The 12181-nt window shown below is 31.4% G+C and carries 12 protein-coding genes; 5 read left to right on the top strand and 7 right to left on the bottom strand.

Translation table 11 applies throughout. The annotated features are described in order from the left end of the window. Both V6U76_RS02260 and dnaK read right to left on the bottom strand, forming a co-directional pair. The coding region (locus tag V6U76_RS02260; protein WP_333023397.1) for a M17 family peptidase N-terminal domain-containing protein at positions 1–512 on the bottom strand (512 nt) is incomplete at its 3' end. A 21-nt stretch (positions 513–533) separates the two neighbouring features. Further along, the gene (gene dnaK, locus V6U76_RS02255) at positions 534–2459 is read right to left on the bottom strand and encodes a molecular chaperone DnaK (protein ID WP_333023396.1); all 1926 of its coding nucleotides are present in this window, start codon (positions 2457–2459) and stop codon (positions 534–536) included. Between the two features lie 486 nt (positions 2460–2945). Between dnaK and V6U76_RS02250 the strand changes: the two genes are divergently transcribed. Further along, positions 2946–3740 carry an ankyrin repeat domain-containing protein gene (locus V6U76_RS02250; protein WP_333023395.1) on the top strand — a complete coding sequence of 265 codons (795 nt, stop codon included), beginning with the start codon at positions 2946–2948 and terminating at the stop codon, positions 3738–3740. Between the two features lie 123 nt (positions 3741–3863). Here V6U76_RS02250 and V6U76_RS02245 read toward each other — a convergent pair whose 3' ends face one another. The 4 genes from V6U76_RS02245 to V6U76_RS02230 form a co-directional block, all read right to left on the bottom strand. Further along, positions 3864–3986, bottom strand: a complete 123-nt coding sequence (locus V6U76_RS02245; protein WP_333023394.1) for a hypothetical protein — start codon at positions 3984–3986, stop codon at positions 3864–3866. Between the two features lie 62 nt (positions 3987–4048). Beyond that, on the bottom strand, positions 4049–4639 hold the full coding sequence (locus V6U76_RS02240) for a hypothetical protein (RefSeq protein ID WP_333023393.1): 591 nt from the start codon (positions 4637–4639) through the stop codon (positions 4049–4051). A gap of 152 nt (positions 4640–4791) precedes the next feature. Then, a complete protein-coding gene (sdhA, locus tag V6U76_RS02235; RefSeq protein ID WP_333023399.1) occupies positions 4792–6588 on the bottom strand; it encodes a succinate dehydrogenase flavoprotein subunit in 1797 nt (598 codons plus the stop codon). Between the two features lie 107 nt (positions 6589–6695). Then, positions 6696–8768, bottom strand: a complete 2073-nt coding sequence (locus V6U76_RS02230; protein ID WP_333023392.1) for an aldehyde dehydrogenase family protein — start codon at positions 8766–8768, stop codon at positions 6696–6698. A gap of 113 nt (positions 8769–8881) precedes the next feature. On the opposite strand from V6U76_RS02230, the gene V6U76_RS02225 reads away from it, so the two are divergent. Further along, positions 8882–9466 carry an AAA family ATPase gene (locus V6U76_RS02225; RefSeq protein WP_333023391.1) on the top strand — a complete coding sequence of 195 codons (585 nt, stop codon included), beginning with the start codon at positions 8882–8884 and terminating at the stop codon, positions 9464–9466. After that, the gene (locus tag V6U76_RS02220; protein WP_333023390.1) at positions 9451–9942 is read left to right on the top strand and encodes an RNA pyrophosphohydrolase; all 492 of its coding nucleotides are present in this window, start codon (positions 9451–9453) and stop codon (positions 9940–9942) included. Before V6U76_RS02225 ends, V6U76_RS02220 begins: the two co-directional genes overlap by 16 nt. Before the next feature lie 118 nt (positions 9943–10060). On the opposite strand, the gene V6U76_RS02215 is transcribed toward V6U76_RS02220, so the two are convergent. Beyond that, positions 10061–10492, bottom strand: a complete 432-nt coding sequence (locus V6U76_RS02215) for a hypothetical protein (RefSeq protein ID WP_333023389.1) — start codon at positions 10490–10492, stop codon at positions 10061–10063. Positions 10493–10660: 168 nt separating this feature from the next. Here V6U76_RS02215 and hemB point away from each other — a divergent pair, with 168 nt between their 5' ends. Both hemB and V6U76_RS02205 read left to right on the top strand, forming a co-directional pair. Beyond that, entirely contained in the window at positions 10661–11647 is a 987-nt protein-coding gene (gene hemB / locus V6U76_RS02210; protein ID WP_333023398.1) for a porphobilinogen synthase, read from the top strand. A gap of 57 nt (positions 11648–11704) precedes the next feature. Beyond that, on the top strand, positions 11705–12181 hold a 477-nt coding region (locus V6U76_RS02205; RefSeq protein ID WP_458695392.1), incomplete at its 3' end, for a beta clamp domain-containing protein.

The following is a 12181-nucleotide window of genomic DNA, read 5'->3' as shown; positions in this document are numbered from 1 at the left end:
GTAAAAAATATTCCTGCACCCTCATTCATTAACCGCTCAAATGACTTCTTGGCACTATCCAAATTTTCATCTTTTACAAGCACCTCAATCTTTTCTATCTCTTGTAACTCTTCTTTCTTAGTTTGATATTTATTAAACTTAAAACTTCGTAGAAACATACCATATGCAACATTTAAAGCAGATTCTACATTACCATCAATCAAAACTGATGCTTGCTTAAGCTTGAGCTTATTTAATTCTGTATATACCTTACCACCAATATCTAATGCTCTGTTTTGATTCCACTCATCTTTTTTGCCTAGACCTACAACAACAACATATCGTTCTACAATTGAACCAACAGTAAAAAACTCACCGAAAGTGCAATTAAAGCTACTTAAATTTTTAATATAATCAATAACTTGCTTTTCTTTTATAATATAAGCAGAGCTTATGTCTTGAAAACCTTCAAATAGCCCAACAACTATAACTGTTTCTAAGCTAGAAGAAACTGTAGAAATGTGTATATTCATATCTTAATAACCTATAAAAATCTATTTATTTTCTTTACCATCATTAATATCTTGATAGTCAGAATCCACTACTTTTTCTTCCTCATTACCACTTGTTGATGAATTAGAAGAAGAGTCACTATTATCACTTTGTTGCTGAGACTTGTACATAGCCTCTCCAAGTTTCATAGATACTTGAGATAAGGAATCTATCTTTTCTCGAATTACTTTCGTATTATTTATATCATCAGCCTTTATAGCCTCTTTTAATCCATTAACTGCATTTTCAACGGCAGATCTTTCTTCTTGTGAAACTTTATCACCATATTCCTTCAAAGATTTTTCTGTAGAATAAATTAAGCTATCTGCATCATTTTTTGCCTTAACAAATTCTGCACGTTTTTCATCCTCTTGTGCATATTTTTCACCTTCTTCAGCCATACGTTTTATTTCAGCCTCAGACAACCCACCAGAAGATTGAATGCGTATTTTTTGTTCTTTATTAGTAGCCTTATCTTTTGCAGAAACATTTACTATTCCATTTGCATCTATATCAAACGTTACTTCAATCTGAGGCGTTCCTCGGTGAGCTGATGGAATACCCTCTAGGTTAAATTGACCAAGTAGCTTATTGTTAACTGCCATCTTCCTTTCACCTTGATATACTTTAATCGTAACAGCAGTTTGATTGTCTTCAGCAGTTGAAAATACTTGAGACTTCTTGGTTGGGATTGTAGTGTTACGCTCAATAAGCGGGGTAAATACACCTCCCAAAGTTTCAATTCCAAGAGAAAGTGGAGTTACATCAAGTAAAAGTACATCCCTTACATCACCCTGCAGTACACCAGCTTGTATTGCAGCCCCAATAGCTACAACTTCATCAGGGTTAACTCCTCTATGTGGATCTTTACCGAAGAATTCTTTAACTTTTTCTACTACTTTTGGCATTCTTGTCATACCACCAACAAGAACTACTTCATCAATCTGAGAAGGAGATAACTCAATATCACCTAGTGCTTTTTTACAAGGCACTAAAGTTCTTTCAATTAAATCAACAACCAAACTTTCAAGTTTTGCTCTTGTGAATTTTAAGCTAAAATGCTTTGGACCAGTCGCATCAGCTGTAAGGTAAGGCAAATTTATTTCTGTTTCCATAGTGCTTGATAATTCAATTTTTGCTTTTTCAGCTGCTTCCTTAATACGCTGCATAGCCATCATGTCATTATTTAAGTCAATTCCATTACTTTTTTTAAACTCATCAAGCAAGTACTTCACTACTGCATTATCAAAATCTTCACCACCAAGATGAGTGTCACCATTTGTAGCTTTGACTTCAAAAACACCTTCACTTATCTCAAGTATCGAAACATCAAATGTACCACCACCAAGATCATACACTACTATTTTGTGTTCATGTTTCTTATCAAGGCCATAAGCAAGTGCAGCAGCAGTTGGTTCATTTATTATTCTAAGTACATTAAGTCCAGCAATTTTTCCTGCATCTTTTGTAGCTTGACGCTGAGAATCATTGAAATATGCAGGCACTGTGATCACAGCATCCTTTACTTCTTGTCCAAGGTACGCCTCTGCTTCTTCTTTCAACTTTTGTAATACAAATGCACCAATCTGGCTAGGAGAATACTCTTTATTATCACTTGTTTTAACCCATGCATCACCATTTTTTGCTGAAAATATTTTATAAGGCACTACTAGACTCTTTATCTCGTGATCACTATATTGACGACCTATCAGCCTCTTAGTAGCAAAAAATGTGTTAAATGCATTCGTGGTTGCTTGTCTCTTTGCTGCAGCACCAACTAATTTTGCCCCTGATGATGTAAATGCTACTACAGACGGAGTAGTTCTTGCACCCTCTTGATTTGGTATTACTTCAGCATCTTTACCTTTCATTACCGCAACACAAGAATTTGTTGTTCCAAGATCTATACCTATTACTGGACCGCTCATAAAATACCCCTTACAAACTTTTTAAAATTTATTGATGTATACTATATAAGTAAGTAATTGACCAATTACAAGTTCATATCAGAAATATTTTATTTTTGTTAATAGATTTTTTACTTTTATCTTTAATGACACTTGCATTTATACATGAAACTTACTGCAACTTGCCCTATCAATACCATCTTTCGGTATTTTGGAGTCTACACAGAGTAGTACTTTCATATTGTGCTTTGAAGTTGATTTTATTTATAACTTAATATATAATATATCTATATTAATAAAATTAAGGTAACAAAAATGCCAAATATTGAAAAAAAAACAAAACGAATTAAATCATAAGTTATCCAATTTAATAGGTGACTATCTATATAGACTAATTTCATTACAAGATCTAGAAAAAAAACGCGCTCTCTTATTAAGCAAGGTGCTAACATTGACTTTAAGATTGACAAAGGTTTTTATAATGGTTACAGCATACTATATATAGCTTTGGACGTTTCAAAAAGTGGCACATTACTACGCCATCCAATATCTAATGAAAATTTAGAACTTGCAGCTATGCTATTGAGACTCGGAGCAGACCCAAATCAGGTTGCTCATCGTAAGACACCTTTAGAAGCAGTTTTTAATAGAATTTTTCGTGGATATTTACATAATGATGAAAAAATAGGTAAACAAGCAATAAAAGCAAAAAATCTACTAATACGTGCTGGAGCTAAAATCCCACACACTCTTTTACATTCTGCGTGTGGATACAAGCAAGATGTAATACAGGATTTAATAGAAGCAGGAGCTGATATTCGTGCTGTTGATAAGAATGGAAATACTCCTTTACATTTAGCTGTTAATTTGTTGCATGAAGCAGATAAAGGAGAAAATATAGAACTTCTAATAAAAAATGGAGTTCCTCTTGAATCTAAAAATAAAGATGGAAAAACTCCATTAGATTGTGCTAATAAACCAGAAATAAAAAAGTTATTAATAGATGCAATAGAACAACGTAAATCAGTAATTAGACTATTAAATGAGACAAATTTATCTATTGCTCCTGGAGATGATGATCAAAATAAAACTGAATTATATAAAGGAGTATTTAGTCATATAATGACTAAAATTACTAAGCATCTAGATACTAAAAGTTTGCAAAACTTATTCCAGTCAAGCCTTAAGAAACCAAATCCTAAAGAAGGTTCAAGCAAAAATAAAGTGCATGAAAATATAGGTACTGAATTAAAAGGTGTATCTATTGATAGAAATAATTCGCAAGATAAGGGAAAAAGTTAAAAATCGTAATAGAGAGGTAAATATGCTACTCCATTAAAAATGGAGTAGTATAAATTAAGAATACTAATTAGAGGTGCATATTGCTCATCTGACAATTACTTACAGGATTAATTCTCAGAAACTTTAAATTGGGTGAATTTCTATGTTTTGATTATGCATAGTAAGCTGCAAGTTATAATTTTCAATATTTATTTTTTCAAAAGCCTCAATATTCATATCATTTGTTGTGCCACATATAGGCTCCATATTTTCATTATTATTATAATAACAAAATTCATTTTTTTTGTTAAAATAACCAAATTCATTTGCTAATGTACCAACTTTTTTCGCTCGGTAAGTCTAAATAACTCAGCAGAGTACAGGTTAGAATCTGTGTAACCTTTATTTATTACAAATGATGGCTCATAACTACAATAGTCACTCAGTTTAAGATTCTCTAATTGTCTTACAGAGTGTAAATTTATGAATTTATATTCATCTGAAAGATCGGAATATTTTGCATCATATTTTTTATATGTAAAAAATTCATTACCATATAGATTACAGAAAGATAATTTATAAATGTTATTATCAAAACCTATAACCTTAAGATAGTGAAATTCTTTAGGAATTTTTACTTCCTCTTTTGTAATATGGTTATGTATAATGAGTTCATCATCATTAGATATAGAATAGCCTATTTTGGAAAAGGCAGGGATACTAATAGTATGATCATTACCTGCAACTAGATTTTTTATTACTAAAGATGCTTCATACATTCCATTTTGTAATGAATTACCTTTCTCTATACTTAATTTGTGTTGTGATATTGCATTTTCTAGTAGTTTTGTTCCTTTCTGTAAATTAAGTACTGCATTTGTTAAAATTTCTATTGATTGCCATACAGTGAATTGACTCAATTTTATATCATGACTAGATAATATAATGATAATATTATCATATATTTTTTAAGTTTATATTGAAATATGTAACCATTCTCTTATGGCTTTAATTCATAACAGTCTCAACATAAAACCAATTTCTTCCTTAATAAGATAACTATCAAAAAATTTTAATACACTCTCTTTTCTGGTGCTATAAAATCTATATCGCTACTAAGAGTTTTTTCAGAAACTTTCTTATAATCAATTTTCACATTATATTTATCATCAAGCCAAGCTATAGTGTGTTTCATCCAATTTATGTCATCACGCTCAGGAAAGTCTTCACGTGCATGAGCACCTCTACTTTCTTTTCGATTAGCTGCACATTCCATAGTAATTATGGCTTGAGGCATCATATTTGCAAGCTCTAGTGCTTCAACTAGATCGCTGTTCCACACCATACTACGATCTTCAATTGAAATGTCAGACATTGTTTTTGCTACTTCTTTTATAGCTTTCTTACCTTCCTCTAGAGACTCAGATATACGAAACACTGATGCATACTTTTGCATAGTATTCTGCATTCTATTTCGTATTTCTGACGTTCTAAGTTTACCGGATGCAAATCTCATTTTATCAAATCTATCTATTATCCAATCCGTACAATCTGAACTTAACTTTTTATGTGGTGTACCAGATTTTAATATTTCCTTTACCTTTAGTGCCGCAGCTCTACCAAATACTACTAAATCAAGAAGCGAATTAGAACCAAGTCTGTTTGCACCATGTACAGAAACACACGCAGCTTCACCAATTGCAAATAACCCTTCCACTACCTTCTCCTTATTTTTTTTGATAGTAATAACCTCACCATGATAATTAGTAGGAATACCACCCATATTATAATGAACAGTTGGAACAACAGGAATTGGATCTTTAGTAACATCAACACCAGCAAAAGTTTTTGCAGTTTCGCTAATACCTGGTAACCTAAGTTTTATTACTTCTGGATCAAGGTGAGCTATAGTGAGGTACACGTGATCTTTTTTAGGGCCTACACCTCTACCCTCTCTAATTTCGATTGTTACAGCACGACTTACTACATCTCGAGAGGCAAGATCCTTTGCTTTTGGTGCATAGCGCTCCATAAATTTTTCGCCATTAGAGTTCACCAAATAACCACCTTCACCACGGCACCCTTCAGTCATCAAACATCCTGAACCATATATCCCAGTTGGATGAAATTGCACAAATTCCATATCCTCTAGTGGTAAACCAGCTCTAACTATCATTCCATTACCGTCACCAGTGCAAGTATGTGCACTTGTTGCAGAAAAATAAACGCGCCCATATCCTCCTGTTGCAAGCATAACAAAATGTGCACGAAATCTATGCAATGTGCCATCACACAGCGACCAAGCAATTACTCCACAACATGCTCCAGTTTTATCATCCATAATTAAATCAATTACAAAATACTCGACAAAGAATTCTGCATTAAATTTTAGGCATTGTTGATATAAAGTATGAAGAATTGCATGCCCAGTTTTATCAGCTGCTGCACAAGTACGCTCAGCCTGCTCTCCCTTGCCAAAATTAGTTGTCATGCCACCAAAAGGGCGCTGATATATTTTTCCATCCTCTGTACGAGAAAAAGGTACACCGAAATTTTCAAGCTCAATAACAGCTTCTGAAGCATTTTTGCACATATACTCTATTGCGTCTTGATCTCCGAGCCAATCTGATCCTTTGATGGTATCATATGCATGCCAGCGCCAATCGTCTTCAGCAACATTACTAAGTGCTGCACTAATCCCCCCTTGTGCTGCAACTGTATGGCTGCGAGTGGGAAAAACTTTAGATATACACGCAACAGAAAATCCAGCTGTTGTCATGCCGAGAGTGGCACGCAGCCCTGCTCCTCCAGCTCCAACTACTACTACATCATATTCATGATCTATAATTTCATACCCTTGTTTATTCATAATTAAATTTGATTTTATAACCACAATTTATAGTACCATAAGAACAAAAAGAATCCATTAGGTTTTTTTACCTATGCTTACTTTACATCAAAGCACTTTAAAGTTGTCTATATTGTCATAGATTTAAGACATATACTTTCCAATGTACATTCCTCTATTTTTGAGTGCGGTATTTTCTGATCATTCATACATGATTCGTCACCTCTTACTTCAGAACCCTTTGTTTTATCTGGCTCTGGCCATTTTATTAGTGTACGTAGTACTTCATTATTATCATAATCTCCTTCTTTTAACTTGTGCTCAATCGCCATACCACTATGTTTAGGAAACATCTTCTCTAAGTGCTCAGGAATATCTTTTAACATTACAATATTTATTAATATTTTTTCAATTATTTTATTTATTATCTTTTCTGCTGCTAATTCAATGCTCTTTAATGCTTTTGAATTTGATACAAGTAAAGCAAACTTATAAGGTGATGCTATCACAGATAAAAGGAAAACTGCATCGTATGTTTCACTATCATCACATTTAAATGTTTCAGTGAATGAACAATCTAGCTTATTATCATCTATCCAATAGCGAGAATTAGAAAATCCTAATTCAAGATTTAATTGATAAATCCATGAAAATAACATGTCAGATGTAGTTATTTCAGCTGGATAATCAAGATCAGGTTTTAAGTTAACTTTGCATTGTAGTTTAATACTCCAGCTTTTAAAATCTCGAAAGCTTTTTTCATCTTTACTATTTAAACATATAAAAGTATCTACATCGCTACTGTTAAATCGAAATGTCTTTTTTGCAACGCTACCGAATATAAATGCGAACTCCAAGTTATCTTTAAAAGTTCTGTATACTTTCTTTGTAAAATTTCGCCTTATTTTTTTTCTTAATTTTCTTCCACTATTGAGGCTCTCATTTAACTTTTGATTATTGACAAAATAATCATGTATTATTTTATTTATCAAAATAGGAGTAGCTTTACTATAAAATTTTTCATCTATATCCTTATACAAGATTGAAGATGCACCATTGCTGTGTCCTCCATAAGCTACAGTACCATTTTCAATGTTATGAATAATTGTTTCTAAAGAGATCCCAACTCCACCTTTAGAAGATCCTTTTTCTTGAATGAATTTGCTATCGTTTTTAAATTTAAGGTACTCACTCTTCCCATAAAAAGAAACATACATTTTATTCTGAACATATTTTCCATCTTTATCTTTAAAATAAAGCGGCAGTTGACCGTCATGTTGATATGTATAAATAAATAAAATAGGTCCAAATATTTCTTTATAATTTAATTTACTATATTCAATCTTTGAAACTATAAGTGTAGGCTCTACAACTTTTTTTTCTAGATCAATCTTTCCACCTATAAGTATTTTTTTTCTGTTATCATGAAAGATTTTTTGAAATTTTTCTAATTCTGATGTTCTATGTATTTTCCCAACTATTACTTCTGGATCAGAATGATCTCCAATTTTTAAATTAGAAATTTTTTCCTTTAATTTTTTTATAAATTCTTTTGCTATGTTTTCATGTACAAAAACTGCATCAGGTCCTGCACAATCTTGACCAGCATTAAAAAATTTCACATATGTAATGTCCTTTGCAGCTAAGTTAATATCAGCACCTTCTGCCACTATAATCGGATTATGACCAGAACCATTATTAATCATGTAGGATTCTGGCTTCATGAATTCTCTTACTTTATTTTTTGTTTCATTCCGTCCTGTAAAAATAATTAGATCTGCGTCTTTAATGTAGTATTCTACAAAACACTCCCTTGTTCCCTTAAATATCTCTATGTTTGGAAAGAGTTCCTTGAATTCTAGAATTTTACATAGTGTTTCTATTACCCCTTGTTTTACCAATTCCGTATTAGGACGAACAACTACTCTTTGCGTTATAAAGCCAGGCATGATTACAAATAACAGAAGAGAATAGAGAGGCAAATTTGAAGGCAAGAAAGAGCAAACTCTTTTATCTATCACTTGTGTTAAATATTCCTTGATTTTATCAATATTTTGAAGAGTATATAGACAGCGCTCAATTTCATACTTTGTTACTCTAATAGGTTGATATTCTACTAGCAAATCACATATATTATTTTTTATATCGTTATTTTCAAGAATAGAGATTAATTCTTCACATAAATGTTTTATTTTTCTCATTGAATTGATTATTTACGCTGTATACTATATATAATAGATATTTTTATGTATTTTTATACATTAAATGTGTTTTTTATTACAAAAAAGTATACTATATTATTTTTGCAAAGTATATGAGTACTATTTCAGTTAAAGAAAGTGGTTTTTTTATTTACTTAATAGGATTTCCAGGAAGTGGGAAACTTTCCACAGCAGTAGAATTAAGTAAGAGAGTCGGTGCAGTAATCTTAAGCAGTGCAATATTTAATAATATTATATTTAGTATTACTGAATTTAGCAACTCTGAAGTACCAGATGAAGTATGGTCTAGAATATTAGAAGTTAGAAAAGTAATGCTAGATGTCATAGCAAAGTATCCTACTCAATCAAAGAATTATATATTTACAAATGAGTTATTAAATGGAGATATCTATGATACGCAAGTATATAATTCAGTTGTAGAATTAAGTAAAAAAATAAATACATATATTCTTCCTGTAGTGTTACATTGTAAAAATGATGAACTTATTAGACGTATACAATCAAAGGAAAGATACCTTAATAGAAAAATAACTGATCCTGTATTTGCTCTTAAGAGAATAAAAGAAAAGAAATTATTTGTACCAGATGGTGCTTTTGAAATCGATAATTCAGAATTAACTATTAAAGAAGTTGCGGATCTTATATTGAATAAAATAGAAGAATGTCAGAAGAATTAAAATATAGACCATGTGTTGGCATAATGCTTTTTAATAAGCATGGGCACATATTTACTGGAAAACGCTATGATAATAATCAAGATGATTCTTGGCAAATGCCTCAAGGCGGAGTTGATGAAGGTGAGAATTTTAAGCAAGCGGCACTACGTGAATTAATGGAGGAAACAGGCATTAGCACAGTAGAAATAATAGATGAATATGAAGATTGGATTTATTACAATCTTCCAAAAAATATAATACCAAGTCACTGGAATGAAAAATACGGCGGTCAAAAACAAAAGTGGTTTTTAATGAGGTTTCTTGGCACGGATAAAGATATCAACATTCATTATACTGATAGTCCTGAGTTTCAGGATTGGTGTTGGAAAAGTTCAAGTGAAGTAATAAATTCCGCCATATATTTCAAGAAGGAGGTATATCAATCAGTCATAAGTGGATTCTATCATAAATTGAATGAATATCAAAACCAATTCTAAAAAGAAGTAAAAACTGAATTGCTAATTTTAAGCAGATTTCTAAAGTTAGCAGTTTCAAGAATAAATTAGATCTCTTACGCAACTATATGCAAGAAGTTTATTACTTCCTCCTGCCACATCATCTACTCAGTGCCTGGAAGTTAGAAACTGATGCTCCATCTAGCTTGCTACTCGGCCCAGGCTCATCTGCCTCTTGGTTACTAGTTTGCTTACCTCTTATCATACTCATCATTTCAGCCATTTTATTTTCGAATTTAGCTTCTAAATTAGTTTCAAGATCATTAATTTTTTTCATGCACTCAGCATTACGCTCTTTAATCTCTCTATTCTCTTCTGTAAATTTTTCTATTTGTACATCTTTAGTTTTGAGTAATTCTGCAGACTGATTAATTACTTTAATTGATTTTACTTCTTTTCCCCTTAATACTGAAAGTTCAACCTTTTCTATTTTTTGCTGAATTTCAACTTTTCTTGAAATAAAATTCTTATGTAAAATTTGAACAACATCTTCAATTGCTTTCTTTCTATATTCTAGATCTCTTGTATGCATAAATATTCCTTATATAAAATTACATAATACAAAAAGTTTTTTTATCATGCAATATTTTTATGAATAAAATAGACTAAAAATTTTTAACACCCAGAGACTTTAAAATAAAAAAGTGGATTATTTCTTATACAAAGAATATAATAAATATTATTGTCACTATCATTAATGATGTTTCATTTCCCAACTACAAGATTGAGACGTAAGCGTTCAAGTAGGTGGTTAATTGATTTAGTAGCAGAAACTAGCTTATCTACTAATGATCTTATTTTTCCTATGTTTGTTCATGAAGATGATAGCATAGTGATGCCAATCCCTGATTTACCTGATATAAAACGTTATCCTATCCATAAAATGGTAGGAATAATAAAAGAAATCAAAGATTTAGGTATTAAAGCTGTTGCAATTTTTCCTGTAGTTAATGAAAAATTGAAATCAGAAGATGCTCGTGAAGCATATAATCCTAACAACTTGATCTGTACTGCAATTAATATTGTAAAATCAGAAATTCCAGATATTGGAATAATTACAGATGTTGCATTAGATCCATATACCATTCATGGTCATGATGGTATATTAAAAAATAATCATGTAGATAATGATGAGACTCTATCAATTTTATGTGAACAAGCATTGAGTTTAGCAAAAGCTGGGTGTGATATAGTTGCTCCGTCTGATATGATGGATGGGAGAATAAGGAGAATTAGGGAAACGCTTGATGAGCACAATTTTCAAAGCGTATCAATATTATCGTATGCAGTAAAATATTGCTCTGGTTTTTATGAACCATTTAGAAAAGTTATAGGCTCTAGTGCACCTGATGTGATAGATAAAAGTAGCTATCAGATGGACTATAGGAATGAACTTGAAGCAATATGTGAAATTGAAATGGATATTAATGAAGGAGCAGATTTTATTATGATTAAGCCTGGTATGCCATATTTAGATGTTATTAAAACCGCGAGTAGAAAGTTTAACTTTCCAATTTTTGCTTATCAAGTTAGTGGTGAATATGCAATGATAAAAGCTGCAGCAAATAATGGTTGGTTAGATTATGATAAAGTAATTTATGAATCACTAATTGCCTTGAAAAGGTCAGGTGCAAGTGCTATATTCACGTACGCTGCACTCGATGTTGCTAAAGAGCTAAAAAGTTAAAGGTAATATTATACCTAATACTTTGGATAAATAATATTCTCATTAAAAAAGTAATGTATGTCTGAAATAAAAGAAACAGCTCAAACAATTGAAAATATTAACTTGAATAAAGAGTTACATTTTTTTGTTAATCGTGCTGATCTTCTTAATACTCTATACAAGATAAGTGGTATAGTAGAAAGGAGAAATGTCATAGATATCTTAGCATGTATAAACATAAAGGTATTATCTAATAAAATAGAATTTATAGCTACAGACCTTGATATTTCTATGTTTGCATCACTTACTGCAAGCGTAATGAAAGAAGGTGAAATTAAGGTTTCCGCTCATACTTTGCATGATATAGTAAAAAAATTACCAGGAGATTCAGAGATCGAATTTAAAACAAATCAGGAAGGAAAGTTATTGATATTGTGTGGAAATGTAAGTTTTTCTTTGCCAAGCATGATATCTGATAGTTTTCCTAATATTAGAGATGATGATTATAAATACAGATTTACTTTGCCTGGTACCCATCTAGTTGATGCATTAAAT

Origin of the sequence: Wolbachia endosymbiont of Pentidionis agamae (assembly GCF_036711655.1) — a bacterium.
Lineage (GTDB): Bacteria > Pseudomonadota > Alphaproteobacteria > Rickettsiales > Anaplasmataceae > JAZHPY01.
Note: the sequence above shows the minus strand (reverse complement) of the source record. Positions and strands in the feature narration are given on the sequence as shown.

Bases quoted from the DNA above. Each gene is read 5' to 3' on its own strand.
- sdhA (WP_333023399.1), bottom strand. From the start codon at position 6,588: ATGAATAAACAAGGGTATGAAATTATAGATCATGAATATGATGTAGTA.
- hemB (WP_333023398.1), top strand. From the start codon at position 10,661: ATGTTTCATTTCCCAACTACAAGATTGAGACGTAAGCGTTCAAGTAGG.
- V6U76_RS02220 (WP_333023390.1), top strand. From the start codon at position 9,451: ATGTCAGAAGAATTAAAATATAGACCATGTGTTGGCATAATGCTTTTT.
- V6U76_RS02245 (WP_333023394.1), bottom strand. From the start codon at position 3,986: ATGGAGCCTATATGTGGCACAACAAATGATATGAATATTGAGGCTTTT.
- V6U76_RS02230 (WP_333023392.1), bottom strand. From the start codon at position 8,768: ATGAGAAAAATAAAACATTTATGTGAAGAATTAATCTCTATTCTTGAA.
- V6U76_RS02225 (WP_333023391.1), top strand. From the start codon at position 8,882: ATGAGTACTATTTCAGTTAAAGAAAGTGGTTTTTTTATTTACTTAATA.
- V6U76_RS02215 (WP_333023389.1), bottom strand. From the start codon at position 10,492: ATGCATACAAGAGATCTAGAATATAGAAAGAAAGCAATTGAAGATGTT.
- dnaK (WP_333023396.1), bottom strand. From the start codon at position 2,459: ATGAGCGGTCCAGTAATAGGTATAGATCTTGGAACAACAAATTCTTGT.